The sequence below is a fragment of the Streptomyces cinereoruber genome (assembly GCF_009299385.1).
Lineage (GTDB): Bacteria > Actinomycetota > Actinomycetes > Streptomycetales > Streptomycetaceae > Streptomyces > Streptomyces bikiniensis.
This window is the reverse complement of record NZ_CP023693.1, coordinates 5405363-5421508: the sequence shown is the minus strand read 5'-3', so window position 1 is coordinate 5421508 and position 16146 is coordinate 5405363. Positions and strand designations below refer to the sequence as shown.

The following is a 16146-nucleotide window of genomic DNA, read 5'->3' as shown; positions in this document are numbered from 1 at the left end:
CAGTTCTCAACCAACAGACACACCGTGCGTTTCGCGCCACCGCCCCGTAAGGTGCGGTGGCGCGGCTCCAAGGGACATGGACCGCGAGGCAGTCGGAGGAGGAAACGTGGGAACACCCCCGGGCGCGAGCCCCTACAACGGTTATGACGCGCACCAGGCGCCGCTGGGCGACGCCGCGCAGAACCGGTTCAACTTTCCCTCCGCGCCGAGCGGACAGGGCGTGTCGCAGCCCTACCGGCAGCCGCACGTCCCGTCGGCACCCGCAGCCCCGTCCGCTTCGCGCGGCCCGTCCGCCCAGGGCGGTTCGGGCGGGCACAACCCGCTGGTGCGTCCGTACGCGATGACCGGCGGCCGGACCCGGCCGCGTTACCAGCTCGCCATCGAGGCGTTGGTCAGTACGACGGCCGATCCGTCCCGGCTGCAGGGGCAGTTGCCCGAGCACCAGCGGATCTGCCGGCTCTGCTTCGAGATCAAGTCGGTCGCCGAGATCTCGGCTCTTCTCTCCATCCCCCTCGGCGTCGCCCGAATCCTCGTCGCCGACCTGGCCGAGGCCGGACTCGTCGCCATCCACCAGCCCGGCGGCGACGAGGCCGCCGGCGGTCAGCCAGACGTGACACTGCTCGAAAGGGTGCTCAGTGGACTTCGCAAGCTCTAACGGCGGCGCGGCCCGTTCAACCACCAGCGCGAAGATCGTGGTGGCGGGCGGCTTCGGCGTGGGCAAGACCACGTTCGTCGGCGCGGTCTCGGAGATCAACCCGCTGCGTACCGAAGCCGTCATGACGTCCGCCTCCGCGGGCATCGACGACCTCACCCACACCGGCGACAAGACGACGACGACCGTCGCCATGGACTTCGGCCGCATCACCCTGGACCAGGACCTGATCCTGTACCTCTTCGGTACGCCGGGCCAGGACCGCTTCTGGTTCATGTGGGACGACCTCGTCCGCGGCGCCATCGGCGCCGTCGTCCTCGTGGACACCCGCCGGCTCGCCGACTGCTTCCCCGCCGTCGACTACTTCGAGAACTCGGGCCTGCCGTTCGTCATCGCCCTCAACGGCTTCGACGGCAACCAGCCCTACCAGCCGGAGGAGGTGCGCGAGGCCCTGCAGATCGGTCCCGACACCCCCATCATCACCACCGACGCCCGCCACCGCGCCGACGCCAAGAGCGCGCTCATCACCCTCGTCGAGCACGCCCTCATGGCCCGGCTGCGGTAGCTGTCCCCCGGCGTTCCGTCCGTACCCGCTCGTCCCGAAGGCCGCGGCTCCCCGCAAGGGGGGCGCGGCCTTCGGCGTGCGTACGGGCAGCGCGAAGGGCCGGAACCCGGTCTCCACCGGGTTCCGGCCCTTCGCCGTGCTCTGTGCGTCGTGCTCTGTGCTCCGTGCCGGCTAGCGCCAGCTGTGCGGGGCGCGGAAGCCGTGCTCGCGCTCCAGGCGGCGCCAGCCGGCCGCGGTGCGGCCGCGGTGCGCGGGGGCGGTGTCGGCGGACGGCTGGGCGGCGGCGCGGGCGAGGAGGACCGCGGTGATGGCGGCGAGCTCCTCGGGGTCGGCGTGACCCTTCTCGACGCGCAGGAGATTGGCGGGAGTGCTCATGGAAGGGGGCTCCTCTTACTGCGGCGGGTTGCCGTGCTTGCGGGAGGGCAGGTCGGCGTGCTTGGTGCGGAGCATGGCCAGGGAGCGGATGAGGACCTGGCGGGTGTCGGCGGGGTCGATGACGTCGTCGACCAGACCGCGCTCCGCGGCGTAGTACGGGTGCATCAGCTCGGCCTTGTACTCCTTGACCATGCGGGTGCGCATGGCCTCGGGGTCCTCGGCCTCCGCGATCTGCTTGCGGAAGATCACGTTGGCGGCGCCCTCGGCGCCCATGACCGCGATCTCGTTGGTGGGCCAGGCGTACGTCAGGTCGGCGCCGATGGACTGGGAGTCCATCACGATGTAGGCGCCGCCGTACGCCTTGCGCAGGATCAGGCTGATCCGGGGCACGGTCGCGTTGCAGTAGGCGTAGAGGAGCTTGGCGCCGTGCCGGATGATCCCACCGTGCTCCTGGTCCACCCCGGGAAGGAAGCCGGGGACGTCCAGAAGGGTGATGATCGGGATGTTGAAGGCGTCGCACATCTGCACGAACCGGGCGGCCTTCTCGGAGGCCTCGATGTCCAGGACGCCGGCGAGGGTCTGCGGCTGGTTGGCGACGATGCCGACGACCTGGCCGTCCAGGCGGGCCAGGGCGCAGATGATGTTGCGGGCCCAGCGCTCGTGGACCTCCAGGTAGTCGCCGTCGTCGACGAGCTCCTCGATGACCTTGTGCATGTCGTACGGGCGGTTGCCGTCGGCGGGGACCAGGTCGAGCAGGACGTCGGAGCGGCGGTCGGCCGGGTCCTCGGAGGGGACGGCCGGGGGGTTCTCGCGGTTGTTCTGCGGGAGCATCGACAGGAGGTAGCGGACCTCCGCGATGCAGGTCTCCTCGTCGTCGTACGCGAAGTGCGCCACGCCGCTGGTGCCGGCGTGGACGTCGGCGCCGCCGAGGCCGTTCTGGGTGATCTCCTCGCCGGTGACCGCCTTGACGACGTCCGGGCCTGTGATGAACATCTGCGAGGTCTCGCGGACCATGAAGACGAAGTCGGTCAGGGCGGGGCTGTAGGCCGCGCCGCCCGCGCAGGGGCCGAGCATCACGGAGATCTGCGGGATGACGCCGCTCGCGCGGGTGTTGCGCTGGAAGATGCCGCCGTAGCCGGCGAGGGCGGAGACGCCCTCCTGGATGCGGGCTCCGGCGCCGTCGTTCAGGGAGACCAGCGGGGCACCGGCCGCGATGGCCATGTCCATGATCTTGTGGATCTTGGTGGCGTGGGCCTCGCCGAGGGCGCCGCCGAAGATCCGGAAGTCGTGCGCGTAGACGAAGACCGTGCGGCCGTCGACCGTGCCCCAGCCGGTGATGACGCCGTCGGTGTACGGCTTCCTGGCCTCCAGGCCGAAGCCCTGCGCGCGGTGCCGGCGCAGCTGCTCGACCTCGTTGAAGGAACCAGGGTCGAGCAGGAGCTCGATGCGCTCGCGCGCCGTCAGCTTGCCCTTGGCGTGCTGGGCCTCGGTCGCCCTCTCGCTCGGGCCCGCCAGGGCCTGCTCGCGCAGGACGTGCAGCTCGGCCACGCGGCCGCGGGCGTCGACGGGCTCGCTCGGGATCTGGTCCACAACGGTCATGTACCGACCCTACGAAGTCGAACAAGAAAACCTTGCCGTCCACTCCGTACAGTCTCGCGTGTCGATTCCTGGCGGGGCCGAACAGAACCGTGTCCCGTACGTCCCGAGTCAACAGCCGGACACCCCCTGTGTTTGTAGGGGTTCGACATAGACCTCGGCCGGGGCCGCGCGTCCGCGGGCGGCACCCCACCGTACCGGGGTGCCGCCCGCGTTCTTCACTTCCCTACAAGTCCCCCCGGCGTCGAGGGGCCGTACGGGTCAGCCGCCGCAGTGGAAGCGGGCGCTCCCCCAGTCCGCGTGGTCGTTGCCGTTGCCGTCGCCGCCGTCGTCCACCACCAGGTCCACGTAGGCCGCGCCGGTGACGTCGGCGGTGAGGGGCCAAGCGGGGTCCGCGGCCTTGAGGACCGGGGACTTCGCCTTCTCCGTACCGTCGGCGAGGACGGTGAACCGGACGCTGCCCCGGCCGACCTGGGTGTCGTCCACGCCGACCTCGGCGGTGAAGGAGGCGCACCGGCCGCCGAGGTAGTAGCGGACGGTGGCGGGGGCGTGGGTGCCCAGGCCCTTGGCGTGCGCCACTCCCCCGATCGTCAGCGGGGAGCCGTCCCCGGCGGCGGTCCCGCCGTTGGAGAGGTCGCGCTCGACGGGTCCCCAGCCGCTGGTCGCCGAGGTCCAGTCGTGGTCGCTCGCCCAGGTGTCGGCGGTGGGCGGCGGGGGCAGGGTGCGGACGGTGGCGGCGGCGGTCAGCCTCCGCCCGTCCCCGCCGACGGTGTACGTGAGGGTGGCGTTCAGCGGGTACGAGCGGTAGGCGGCGTCCACCGGCGGGGTCACCTGCCAGGTGGCGGTGGCCTTTCCGCCCGCCGCGACCGTGCCGAGGTCGACGGGCGCGGCCGGTTCGGCGGTCCAGCCGTCCGGCAGGTCGAGGACGGCCCGCGCGCCGGTGGCCCCGGTGGTCTCGTCGTTGCCGAAGGTGACGGTGACCCGGTTCGGACGGCCGGGCTCCAGGGTCTCGGGCGCGGCGACGGCGAGGGTGCCGCAGGCGGCGCGCTCGGGGGCCGGGCCGAGGTCGGTCACGGTGAAGCCGTCGAGGACGAAGTCGGCGCCGTCGGGGGCGTCGGTGCGCTTGCGCAGACCGGTCCAGGTGTCGCCGCAGCCCGCCGTGACGGTCTCGGTGAAGTGCCCGGTCGTCCGCTGCTCTCCGATCGGGGTGCGCCGGGTCTCGACGGCCGCTCCGGTGCCGCTCGTGCGGTCGTAGCCGGTGACCCACTCGTACGCGCCCGCGTGGCTGGACTGGTAGGCGTATTCGACGCGGTACCGGTGTCCGTCCTTCATGGGGACGGTCCAGGGCGCGGTCCGGTAGACGAGGCCGCTGTTCTCGTCGTGCGACTTGAGGGACTCGGCGCCGCCGATGACGTCGTCCACGAGCTTTCCGTTCCAGCCGGCCTGGGTGTAGGGGGCATGGAGCTGGGCGATGTGGGTGCGCGGGTCGTTCGTGCCGCCGGCGTCGCCCTTGAGGAAGGGGCCCCAGCCCTGGTCGACGGCCTCGAAGTCCTCGTACACCGTGGTCCCGGCCCTGGTGGCGGGGTCGTTGGCGACGATCCGGACGTCGTCGGCCCGGACGGCGGCGGCGCTTCCGGCCGCGGCCTCGATCCTCAGGGTGGTGGCGCCGCGCGGTGCGGTGAAGGTGACCTTGGCGCGCTGGAGGCGGGTGTCGTTCCAGTCGGAGGCGGCGATCCGGTTCTGGAGCGGGGAGCGCTCGACGGTGACGGACGCGCCGCCGACGGAGAGGGTGGTGGGGCGGGTCCTGCCGGGCTCGACCTCGATGAGGGCGGAGGCGGTGTACCGCTTGCCGGGGGTGAGGCCGGTGATCCGCTGTCCGACCGAGGCGGCGGCGGTGCCGGTGAGCTTCGCGCTGGTGCGGCCCTGCTCGTCGGTGTCGCGGGCGACGGTGCCGGTCTTCGTCCAGGCGGTGAGCTTCGCGTCGTTGAAGCCGGGGTCCTTCACCGGGGTGCCCCGGCCCCACTGCGGGTCGGCCTGGGCGGGGGCCTTGCCGGGGTAAAGGACGTAGGCCTGTCCGGCGGCGGCCTCCAGGGTGACCTTCCCGCCGACCGGCCGCACGGTGGCGGTCTTCACGCGCCCGTTGTCGGTGAGCCGGTACACGGTGTACGAGCGGGTGCCGGCCGGGACCTGCCAACTGCTGGTGCCGCCGGACTCGTTGTAGTGGTAGAGCTTCTTGCCGCCGTCCCAGGGGAGCAGGTACTTCTCGCCGTCGAGGACCTTGCGGCCGTTCTCGTAGAAGGTGCGTCGGCCGTCCTCGACGGTGCCGCGGACGCCGCCGGTGAAGGTGATGTCGTCGCCGTTCCAGCGGGTGATCCTCTGCTGCTGGAGGTACTTGGCGGGGAGGTTGCGCTGCCAGACGTTGGCGGTGAAGGCGTTCCAGTCGGTCTCGCCGGTCCAGCCCTCGAAGTCGACCAGGGCGGTCTGGCCGAGGACCGGGTGGTCGTTCCAGACGTCCTTCTCGCCGTTGCGGATGAAGCGGATGATCTGCGAGTTGAGGCCCTTGTTGGTGGCGCCGCCGTAGTCGAGGTCGTTGGCCCAGTGGGACCAGAGGGAGGAGCGCTCGAACTTGTCGGCCCACTCGGTGGCGACGTTCCAGCCCTGCGCCCGCACCGCCTGCATCGTCTTGTCGGCGATCCAGCCGTGCGTGTAGTAGACGTCGATGTAGAGCGTGGAGAGGTTGGGGTCGGTCTCGTCGCGGAGCTGCTGGAAGCGGCGGGCGAGGTCGCCGCTGTTGATGTCCCGGCGCTGGTCGATGTAGTAGCTCTGGTTGAGCCAGTTCCAGCCGGGCTTGGTCCTGTCGACCAGGGTCTCGCTGAAGTTCTCGGCCTCGGGGTACGACTCGGTGGCGTTCACGTGGACGCCGAAGCCGGCGTTCCACTTCCGGCCCTCCTTGAGGAGGGTGTTGAGGTCGGCGAGGCCGCCGGCGCGCTCGTTGTAGTTGCCGCCGTAGTCGGGGTGGGCGGAGTCGTGGCCCTCGGAGCCGTACCCCTTGAGCAGGGCGAACTGGCCGAGTCCGTCGGTGGCGAGCGAGATCCGCTTGACGTCGTCCAGGGTGCGCAGGAAGGGGTGGGTGGCCTGGGAGGCGAAGTTGAACGGGATGTGGGCGACGACCCGGCCGGGGGTCCGCTCGCTGCCGGGGGCCCTGGTCCCGATCGTGCGGAAGGCGATGGCGCCGTCCTGCCAGTCGACGGTGCCGTCGGCGTTGGCGTCGGGGGTGACGACGACCTTGGCCCAGGGCAGGTCGTCGCCGCTCTCGGGCTTCGGGGCGCCCTCGCCGCGGTGGGTCCACTGGCCGGACCAGACGCCGACGCGGGTCTCGGTGCCGTTCTTGCGGGCCTGGTGCCAGAAGCGGGCGCCGTCGCGGGCGGAGGCGCCGGAGGGCTTGTCGTAGCTGGAGTTGGACTCGACGGCGGCGGCGAGGCGGCCGGTGCCGACGATCGCGTAGGTCGCGCCGACGGGGCTCGCCTCGGCCGGGGTGGCGTCGGTGACCCGCGCGAAGACGTCGGCGGTACGGGTGGAGTCCGGGTCGAGGCGGGTGAAGGCGGTCGTGGCGCCGCCGGTGTCCGAGGAGCCGACGGAGACCAGGTCGTGGCCGGGTATGTCGATGGTCCCGACCCGGAAGGCCTCGGTGTCGCGGACGGCGGTGATCCGGAAGGTGGTGGTCCGGCCCTCGACGCTCAGCCGCGCGTCGATCTCGACGCCGGGCAGGTCGGGGAGGACGAGGGTGTACGCGGCGGAGGACGGCGTCAGGACGGGGTCGGCCTTGGCCCGGACGGCGCGGGCGGTGCCGTTGAGGACGACCTGGGTGACCGGGGCCGTACTGCCGAGGAGGCGGGCTCCGCTCGCGCGGTCGGTGTACGAGAGGACGCGGGGGAAGTCCCGGGCGACGGCGACGGAGAGCTGCCGGGAGGAGAGGACGGCGTCCGCGGTGGCGCCCGTGGCGGCGTCCGCCGCGGTCCCGGCGAGCGGGCTCCGGGCGTCGGCGGGTCCTGCCAGGGCGAACACGGCGGAGGAGGCGACGGCGAGCGCGCAGGCCGCACGGATCCTGCGGCCTCGCGGCGAGTGAGGGAGGGGCATGCGCACTAGTTGGCCCCGGCCCGGCGGCACCGTCAACGAGATCGCGCCGCACGGGCCCCTCCAGTCCAAGAACCCCCTTCGGTTAGTCCAAGTGGGCTCCGAAGGGGGTTCGTCGGTCGTTCCCGGCCGGGTCGCTTCGGCCGTTCTCGTACGGGGTCAGCAGCCGCCGCAGTTGTAGAAGGTCACGTCCCAGTGGTTGCCCTCGTCGGCGTAGACGTTGCCCGCGCCGGACCTCCACTGCGGGGCTCCGTCGCCGCGCACGCCGATGTAGGTGAAGGTGTTCTTGATGTAGTTCCCGAGGCAGGTGTACTTGCTGAAGTCCAGCTTGTAGCCGTTCCAGTGGGAGTACGTGCCGCTCGCGTGCCCGGTCTCGGTGCCGCCGGTGATGTTGAGGGCGCAGCCGCTGGCGCTCCTGAGGGTCTGGGCGCCCTGGGCGGTGGCGAGGTTGAGCTGGTCGAAGGACGTGCAGGTCGGGACGTTGCGGTTGGAGCAGCCGCCGGACGAGGACCAGGTGATCCCGGAGGACCGGAACATCGAAGTCGCGGTGGCGTGGCTGATCTTGGTGACCGCGTGGGCCTCGCCGGCGGAGGCGAGGACGCCGACGCCGGGCGCGAAGAGCGCGCCGAGGACGAGGGCGAGGGCGGTCAGGACGGAGCGGAGCTTCATCGGGGGTTCCTCCTGCTGGTGACCGTGAGGGGGTGGGACGGCGGTGCAGGTGGTGCGGAGGGCGCGCACGGCACTCGTGGCGCCGGTGTGCCGTACGGCGCAGGGAGATGGTGCCGCAGTTCTACGCGCGTCCGGAAGAGGGCCTCGGCGCTTTCCCGGGGGCTTCCGGGTGAACATCTTCCGAAGATGTTGAATGTTGAACGGAATGGGGTTACAGTCGTTCTCGTTGAAGGTTCAACCAATTCGGGGCGTCCAGCCCGCCCCCGAGCAAGGAGCAGTCATGGGTCTCTTCGGCCGCAAGAACACCGAGTCCGCCACCGCCGTCGCCACCCTCCCGGTGGACCCGGCCCTGGCCGCCCTGACCGGCGAGTACACCATCGACCCCGCCCACAGCAGCATCGGCTTCACCGTCCGCCACGCCATGGTCACCAACGTCCGCGGCACCTTCGCCGAGCACGAGGGCACGCTGAAGCTGGACGGGACGGACCCGGGCGCCTCCACCGCCTCGATCGACGTGAGGATCGCCTCCGTCGACACCGGCATCGCCGACCGCGACAACCACCTGCGCAGCAGCGACTTCTTCGACGCCGAGCGGTTCCCGCTGATGTCCTTCCGCTCCACCCGGGCCGAGCAGCTGGGCGGCGACACGTACCGGATCACCGGCGACCTGACCATCAAGGACGTCACCCGGCCGCTCTCCATCGACCTGGAGCTCAACGGCAGCGCGACGGACGTCTACGGAAACGAGCGCGTCGGCTTCGAGGGCTCCGCCGAGATCCTGCGCTCCGACTGGGGCCTGACCTGGAACGCGGCCCTGGAGGCCGGCGGCGTCATGGTCAGCGACAAGGTCAAGCTGACCTTCGACATCTCCGCGATCAAGAACGCCGCCTGATCCCCTCCCCCGGCCGCGAGGCCGCACGAGCGCGCCCGCCCGTCCGCCGGAACACGGTGGACGGCGGGCGCTCGGCGTTTCCGGGGCGGGCCCGGCGGGTGTCAGGCCGCCTTGGCCGCCGCCTCCACCACCGCCGGGACCAGCCGGTCGTTCTCCGGGGCGCCCGGGCCTCCCATGAGGGCGAAGCGGCGGCGGGCATAGCTGTAGGCGAGGCCGGCGGCCGGGTCGGCGAAGGCCTGGGAGCCGGGGGCGCCGCTGTGGCCGACGGCACCGGGGCCCAGCGACGGGTAGCGGGTGGCGAGCGGGACGAAGCCGAGCCCGAAGGCGTTCCGCGAGCCCGTGACGAGGTCGGTGCCCTCGGAGTGGACCCGGGCGAACTCGGCGAGGGTGCCGGGGGCGAGGAGCGGGGGCCGCCCGTCCAGCTCGCCCGCGATCGCCGCGTACATCCGGGACAGGCCCCGGGCGGAGCCGACGCCGCCGCCGGAGAGCGGCGCCCGGGCCCGCACGGCGCGGGAGTTGCCGTAGTCGACCATGTCCACCGGAGGGTCGGCGCGGAGGTTGAAGGCGACGGCCGCCAAACTGTCGGGCGCGATCGGGTTCGCGTCGAGGAACGCCCGCTCCTCGGGGGTGGGGACCAGCGGCAGGGCCGTGCGGAAGCGGGGTTCCAGCTCCTCGGGCAGGCCCAGGTAGTAGTCCAGGGCGTACGGGGCGCGGACCCGCTCCTCGAACAGCTCCCGGACCGTCCGGCCGGTGGCCCGCAGGACCACCTCGCCGACCAGGGCGCCGATGACGAGGGCGTGGTAGCCGTGTGCGGTGCCCGGCTCCCAGAAGGGGCGCCGGCCCGCGAGGCGGGCGGCGGTCCTGCGGTCGTCGGCCAGCTCCTCCAGGGAGAGGCCGTCGTCCGCGCCGATCACCCCGGCGCGGTGGGCGAGCAGCTGCCGCAGGGTGGTCTCCCCCTTGCCCTCGGCGGCGAACTCGGGCCACCAGGAGGCGACCGTGCGGTCGAGGTCGAGGACGCCGTCCTGGACGAGGAGGGCGACGACCAGGGCCATGGCGCCCTTGGAGGAGGAGTAGAGGGCGAGCAGGGAGTCCCCGTCGACGCCGTCACCGCCCCAGAGGTCGACGACGAGGCGGCCGCGGTGGTGGACGGCGAGCTGCGCGCCGCCGTCCCGCGCCTCGTCCGCGGCGATCCCGGCGAACACCTCCCGTACGGACTCGAAGCCGGGCTCCACCGTGCCGTGGACGTGGACGTGGACGTCGTTCATCGCGCCTCTTCCCCTGCGTGCCGTCGCCGCGGCCGTGGCCCCGGCTGTGTCAATCGTGTCAGTCGTACCGGTCGTCTCCGTCGACGGTAACGACCGCCACTGACAACGGAGTCGGCGGCGGGGCGGCCGAGGGCGGACCCGCAGGTCGGAGCCGTTGTCAGTGCGGGTCGCTACCGTCGGCGGCATGGAATTCCGTATCGACAGCGCCGTGTTGACCGATGCCGTGGCCTGGGCCGCGCGCGTCCTGCCGGCCCGCTCCCCGATGCCCGTCCTCGGGGGCCTGCTCCTGGAGGCGGCGGAGGACGGGCTGAGCGTCTCGGGGCTCGACCACGAGGCCTCGGCGCGGATCGAGGTCGAGGCCGAGACGCTCGCCGGGGGCCGGGCGCTGGTCCTGGGCCGGCGGCTGCTCGACATCTGCAAGGTGCTCCCCCGGGGCCGCGCCGAGCTGGCCGTGGAGGGCGCCCGCCTCTCGGTGTCCTCGGGCGACGCCCGGTTCGGCCTCTCGCTGCTGCCGCTCGACGACCGTCCGGCCCCGCCGCCGCTGCCCGAGGTGCTCGGCCTGGTCGACGGGGACGCCTTCGCGGCGGCGGTCGGCCAGGTGGCGGTGGCGGCGGGCCGGGACGACTCGCTGCCCGTCCTCACCGGGGTGCGACTCTCCCTGGACGGGCCGGTCATGACCCTCGCCGCCACCGACCGCTACCGCTACGCCGTCCGCACCCTGGAGTGGAAGCCCGGAGCCGGGGCGGAGGCGGCGGACGCAGACGTGGTCGTCCCGGCCCGGCGCCTGACCGAGATCGCCCGCTCCCTCGCCGGCGCGGGTCCGGCCCGGATCGCGCTCGACTCCGGCTCCCTGGGCTTCGAGAGCGGCGGCATGCGGACCACCACCCGGCTGCTCGACGGCCGGCTCCCCCGCCACGACAAGCTCTTCGCCCTCGGCGAGCACGCCCTCGCGGTCACCGAGCGGGCCCCGCTGGCCGAGGCCGTGAAGCGGGTCGCGGTCGTCGCGGAGGGCGACAGCCCGGTCCAGCTGGCCTTCTCCTCCGAGGGGCTGCACCTGCGGGCGGGGTACGAGGACGACGTGGCGTCCCAGCGGCTGCCGGCCTCCCTCACCGGGGCGGACTCCCTGACGGTCGCCTTCAACCCCGGCTACCTCCTGGACGCCCTGACCGCCCTGGACAGCCCGGAGGTCCGCTTCCACCTCCTGGGCCCCGGCCAGCGGGCCCTGCTCACCGGCGGCCCGGACTCGGTCCACCGCCATCTGCTGATGTCGGTGAAGCCGCTGGTCTGAGCCCTGGTCTAGAAGCCGCCGCCCCCGCCGTCGAAGCCGCCGCCCCCGCCGAAGTCCCCGCCGCCCCCGAAGCCGCCTCCGTCGAAGCCGCCGAAGTCTCCGGATCCGAAGTCGCCGGAGGAGAAGTCGCCGCCCTGGAAGTCGCCGCCGCCGTACTCGGAGGCGTAGGCCGGGGTGGAGAGCATGGAGCCGAGGACGGTGCCCATGAGGAGGCCGGGGAGCAGGCCGCCGCCGAAGTAACCGCCGGCCCAGGGGCCGTACGCGGGCCCCGCCTCCCAGTAGGGGCGGCGGCCGGAGTCGGTGTCGACCGTGCGGGCGAGCGGGTCGCGGCCGTCGTCCAGACGGGCCGCGTCGGCGGCGCAGACCGGGACCTCGCGGGCGGTTCCGCCGGCCGGGGTCCAGAGCCGGTCCTCGGTGGAGGGGCCGTGGCGCGGGTCGAAGAAGCAGGGGGCGCGCCGTTCGGGCGGCGGGCGGTGCTCGCGGCGGGCGGCCAGGACGGCGAGGGAGAAGCGGCCGTCCTCCAGGGCCTCGGTCACCCCGCGCACGTCGTGCGGGCGGGTGGCGGAGCCCATGAGGGACTTGGCGCTGTCGTACGCGTCGAGGGCGCGTTCGTAGTCGCCGCGCATGGCGTCGTCGGCGCCGGGCTCGGCGGGGTGGAAGTCGAGGCGGTCGAGTTCCTCGCCGAAGGCGGTGATGTCCTCGTCGACGACGACCCGGAGCTTCTCCAGGGCGGCCCGCTCCTCGGCCTCCTTGCGGAGCCGGTTGCGGCGGACGACGGCGTAGCCGCCCGCGCCGGCCGCGAGGACGACGCCGCCGAGGACGGCGAGTCCGGCGACCGGGACTCCGGAGTCGGAGCCGGCGGAGCCCCAGGAGGAGGGGGCGGAGCCGCGCATGGCGGGCAGGGCCTGGTCCACGAAGGCGTTCAGCTCGGTGGCGGCGTCCGCGTCCGGCGCCCGGACGGAGGCGGCGAGGTTCCGGACGGCGGCCGGGGACATCACGGAGGGGTCCACCCCGGCGTCGAACCGGTCGCCGAGCCGTACGGCGTACAGGCCGGTGGCGCCGGTCTGGGCCCGCAGGTTGTCGATGAGCCCCTGCGGCGGGAACTGCGCGTTCGCGGGCAGCACGGCCACGAAGAGCGGCTTGTCCGCGTCCTCGATCTTCCGCGCGAGGGCGTCCGCGTCGGCCTTCGAGAGCTGGTCGGCGGCGCCGGGGTCGACGTAGACCGGGCCCCGTCGCAGGGCGGCGGCCGCGTCGGACACGCCCGTGGCCCCGGCACCCGCAGCGGGCACCAGGACCAGGAGCAGCAGCAGTATCAACCCGCCGAGAACCGCGGGGCGGGCGAGCGGCCTGGTCCTCATACAACGACGCTACCCGAACGGTGCCGAACAGAACATGGAGGACCAAAGAGACCAACAGGACACAGAGGGCCGAAGGCGACTACTCGGCGGGGTCGACCCCCGCCCTCAGCAGGCCGTAGGTGAAGGCGTCCTCCAGGGCCTGCCAGGAGGCGGCGATGACGTTCTCGCCGACGCCGACCGTGGACCACTCGGCGTTGCCGTCGGTGGTGGTGACCAGGACCCGGGTGGTGGACTCGGTGCCGTGGCGGCCCTCCAGGATGCGGACCTTGTAGTCGGTCAGCTCGAACTTGGCGAGCTGCGGGTAGATCCGCTCCAGGCCGACCCGGATCGCCCGGTCGAGGGCGTTGACCGGGCCGTTGCCCTCGGCGGTGGCGACGATCCGCTCGCCCTTGGCCCAGAGCTTCACGGTGGCCTCGTTGGCGTGGGTGCCGTCGGGGCGGTCCTCGACGATCGCCCGCCAGGACTCCGTACGGAAGTAGCGGCGGGCCCGGCCCTCGGCCTCCTCGCGGAGCAGCAGCTCGAAGGAGGCGTCGGCGGCCTCGTACGTGTAGCCCTGGAGTTCGCGCTCCTTGACCCGCTCCACGACCCGGGAGACGAGTTCCCGGTCGCCGCCCAGGTCGACGCCCAGCTCCTTGCCCTTGAGCTCGATGGAGGCGCGGCCGGCCATGTCGGAGACCAGCATCCGCATGGTGTTGCCGACCAGCTCGGGGTCGATGTGCTGGTAGAGGTCGGGGTCGACCTTGATCGCGGAGGCGTGCAGTCCGGCCTTGTGGGCGAAGGCGGAGACGCCCACGTACGGCTGGTGGGTGGAGGGGGTGAGGTTGACGACCTCGGCGATGGCGTGCGAGATCCGGGTCGTCTCGGCGAGGGCGCCGGGGGGCAGCACCCGCTTGTCGTACTTGAGCTCCAGGGCCGCGACGACGGGGAAGAGGTTGGCGTTGCCGACCCGCTCGCCGTAGCCGTTGGCGGTGCACTGGACGTGGGTGGCGCCCGCGTCGACGGCGGCGAGGGTGTTGGCGACGGCGCAGCCGGTGTCGTCCTGGGCGTGGATGCCGAGGCGGGCGCCGGTGTCGGCGAGGACGGTGGTGACGACGGCCTGGATCTGGGCGGGGAGCATGCCGCCGTTGGTGTCGCAGAGGACGACGACGTCGGCGCCGGCCTCGTGGGCGGCGCGGACGACGGCCTTGGCGTAGTCCGGGTTCGCCTTGTAGCCGTCGAAGAAGTGCTCGCAGTCGACGAAGACGCGGCGGCCCTGCTCGCGCAGGTGGGAGACGGTGTCGCGGACCATCTCCAGGTTCTCTTCGAGGGTGGTGCGCAGGGCCAGCTCGACGTGCCGGTCGTGCGACTTGGCGACCAGGGTGACGACCGGGGCGCCGGAGTCGAGGAGGGCCTTGACCTGCGGGTCCTCGGCGGCGGTGCCGCCGGCCCTGCGGGTGGCGCCGAAGGCGACGAGCTGCGCGTTCCTGAACGCGATCTCCTGGCGGGCGCGGGCGAAGAACTCCGTGTCGCGCGGGTTGGCGCCGGGCCAGCCGCCCTCGATGAAGCCGACGCCGAAGTCGTCGAGGTGCCGGGCGATGGTCAGCTTGTCCGCGACGGTGAGGTTGATGCCCTCGCGCTGCGCCCCGTCGCGCAGCGTCGTGTCGAAGACGTGGAAACTGTCGTCGAGGGGTGAGGCCTCGGCGTTCTCCGTGGTCATGGCTGTCATGGCTCCTGTCGGATGTGGCTCCGGAATGTCTGGCTCCACTTGCCCCCATTCTCGCGCCGCGTCCGTCTCCGGCGTGGGTGGGGCCGGAAAACGAAAAAACCCCTCGCGGGTGCGAGAGGTCTGCGCGCGGGTCTGGGGCACGGTGTCCGCCTGCGTGGGGGTCGTTCCACGCGTCAGCGGTCACTGCGGACCGGCGCGCCGCTGCCGATAATCATCGTGGTAGCAGGCACGCCGGAAGTCTGGCACAGGTGACCGCCCCGTGGGGCGGGGGTCTCACGATACGGGCAGGCTGTCCGGTTTCCGTCCGGCTTCGGCCGACGCGCCGCCGTTCCTGCCGACCCGGCCGAGGTCGATGTCGCGGGTCTCGCGCATCGTGAGGTAGACGACCAGGGAGACGGCCGCGCAGCCGGCCACGTACCAGGAGAAGCCCGACTCGATGCCCGCGTCCTTGAACCAGAGGGCCACGTACTCGGCGGTGCCGCCGAAGAGCGCGTTGGCGATCGCGTACGGCAGGGCGACGCCGAGGGCGCGGACGCCGGTCGGGAACAGTTCGGCCTTCACGCAGGCGTTGATGGAGGTGTAGCCGGTGACGACGAGGAGCGCGAGGAGGGAGAGGCCGAGGGCCGGCCAGAAGGAGCCCGCGTGCTTGAGCATCGCCATGATCGGCACGGTGAGGAGGGTGGAGCCGACCGCGAAGGTGATGAGGAGGGGGCGGCGCCCGATCCGGTCGGAGAGCCGGCCGGCGAGCGGCTGGAGGCAGGCGAAGACGATCAGGGCGCAGAAGGAGACCAGGGTGGCGGTCTGCTTGGGGAGCCCGGCGGAGTTGGAGAGGTACTTGGTGAGGTAGGTGGTGTACGTGTAGTACGCCACGGTGCCGCCCATGGTGAGCGCGACGACGAGGAAGGCCTCGCGGCGGTGCGCCCACAGGGCCTTGAGGGTGCCCTGCCGGCCCTGCTCGACGCCGTCGCCCGCGGACTCCTCGTACACCTCGGTCTCCAGCATGGTGCGGCGCAGGTAGAAGACGACGGCCGCGCCGAGGGCGCCGACGACGAAGGGGATGCGCCAGCCCCAGGAGTGCAGGGCCGCGTCGGAGAGGGTCTGCTGGAGGACCAGGAGCAGGCCGAGGCCGAGGACCTGGCCCGCGGTCATCGACACGTACTGGAAGCTGGAGGCGAAGCCGCGGTGCTCGGGGGCGGAGGCCTCGGTGAGGTAGGTGGCGCTGGCCGCGTACTCGCCGCCGACGGAGAGGCCCTGGAGGAGGCGGGCGACCAGGAGGACGGCGGCGCCGCCGTACCCGGCGACCGCGTAGGTGGGGGCGACCGCGATCAGGACGGCGGAGGCGGACATCAGGGTGACGGTGAGGGTGAGGGCCGCCTTGCGGCCCTTGCGGTCGCCGACGCGGCCGAGGAGCCAGCCGCCGACCGGGCGCATGAAGAAGCCGACGGCGAAGATGCCGGCGGTGTTCATGAGTTTGGCGGTGTCGTTGCCCTCGGGGAAGAACGCCCCCGCGAAGTAGGTGGCGAAGCTCGCGTACACGAACCAGTCGAACCACTCGACCATGTTGCCGGCGGAGCCGACCCAGATCTTCTTCCACTGCTCTCGTCCCATGGGCAGGAACCGTGCCGGAGCGGCGGCCCGGCCAACAAG

12 protein-coding genes are annotated in these 16146 nt (G+C 72.6%); 4 read left to right on the top strand and 8 right to left on the bottom strand.

The features are described from left to right. The first annotated feature begins 106 nt into the window (after positions 1–106). Positions 107–655, top strand: coding sequence for a DUF742 domain-containing protein (locus tag CP977_RS24535; protein WP_062752056.1), 549 nt, complete (start codon positions 107–109; stop codon positions 653–655). Then, positions 636–1217 (top strand): GTP-binding protein, encoded by a 582-nt coding sequence (locus CP977_RS24530; RefSeq protein WP_052499319.1) that lies wholly within the window; start codon positions 636–638, stop codon positions 1215–1217. The genes CP977_RS24535 and CP977_RS24530 overlap by 20 nt, the downstream gene beginning before the upstream one ends. A 171-nt stretch (positions 1218–1388) precedes the next feature. On the opposite strand, the gene CP977_RS24525 is transcribed toward CP977_RS24530, so the two are convergent. The 4 genes from CP977_RS24525 to CP977_RS24510 form a co-directional block, all read right to left on the bottom strand. Next, complete coding sequence (locus CP977_RS24525) at positions 1389–1592, bottom strand: acyl-CoA carboxylase subunit epsilon (protein WP_104860392.1); 204 nt, start codon at positions 1590–1592, stop codon at positions 1389–1391. A 15-nt stretch (positions 1593–1607) separates the two neighbouring features. Continuing rightward, positions 1608–3191: an acyl-CoA carboxylase subunit beta gene (locus CP977_RS24520; RefSeq protein ID WP_079131015.1), complete on the bottom strand. Its 1584-nt coding sequence runs from the start codon at positions 3189–3191 to the stop codon at positions 1608–1610. A 258-nt stretch (positions 3192–3449) separates the two neighbouring features. Further along, complete coding sequence (locus CP977_RS24515) at positions 3450–7325, bottom strand: endo-alpha-N-acetylgalactosaminidase family protein (RefSeq protein ID WP_152370813.1); 3876 nt, start codon at positions 7323–7325, stop codon at positions 3450–3452. Between the two features lie 156 nt (positions 7326–7481). Then, positions 7482–7991, bottom strand: coding sequence for a hypothetical protein (locus tag CP977_RS24510; RefSeq protein ID WP_062752059.1), 510 nt, complete (start codon positions 7989–7991; stop codon positions 7482–7484). A 280-nt stretch (positions 7992–8271) separates the two neighbouring features. Between CP977_RS24510 and CP977_RS24505 the strand changes: the two genes are divergently transcribed. Continuing rightward, positions 8272–8883 carry a YceI family protein gene (locus CP977_RS24505; protein ID WP_152370812.1) on the top strand — a complete coding sequence of 204 codons (612 nt, stop codon included), beginning with the start codon at positions 8272–8274 and terminating at the stop codon, positions 8881–8883. 101 nt (positions 8884–8984) lie between these two features. On the opposite strand, the gene CP977_RS24500 is transcribed toward CP977_RS24505, so the two are convergent. Beyond that, a complete protein-coding gene (locus CP977_RS24500; protein WP_152370811.1) occupies positions 8985–10148 on the bottom strand; it encodes a serine hydrolase domain-containing protein in 1164 nt (387 codons plus the stop codon). Between the two features lie 184 nt (positions 10149–10332). On the opposite strand from CP977_RS24500, the gene dnaN reads away from it, so the two are divergent. Next, positions 10333–11436: a DNA polymerase III subunit beta gene (dnaN, locus tag CP977_RS24495; protein ID WP_062756846.1), complete on the top strand. Its 1104-nt coding sequence runs from the start codon at positions 10333–10335 to the stop codon at positions 11434–11436. A gap of 8 nt (positions 11437–11444) precedes the next feature. Here the strand turns inward: dnaN and CP977_RS24490 are convergent, their stop codons facing one another. From CP977_RS24490 to CP977_RS24475, 3 genes are all read right to left on the bottom strand, one after another. Further along, positions 11445–12794, bottom strand: coding sequence for a hypothetical protein (locus CP977_RS24490; RefSeq protein WP_152370810.1), 1350 nt, complete (start codon positions 12792–12794; stop codon positions 11445–11447). A 79-nt stretch (positions 12795–12873) separates the two neighbouring features. Further along, entirely contained in the window at positions 12874–14490 is a 1617-nt protein-coding gene (gene cimA / locus CP977_RS24485) for a citramalate synthase (RefSeq protein WP_062752063.1), read from the bottom strand. A 282-nt stretch (positions 14491–14772) separates the two neighbouring features. After that, positions 14773–16107, bottom strand: coding sequence for an MFS transporter (locus CP977_RS24475; protein ID WP_062752064.1), 1335 nt, complete (start codon positions 16105–16107; stop codon positions 14773–14775). Between the last annotated feature and the right edge of the window lie 39 nt (positions 16108–16146).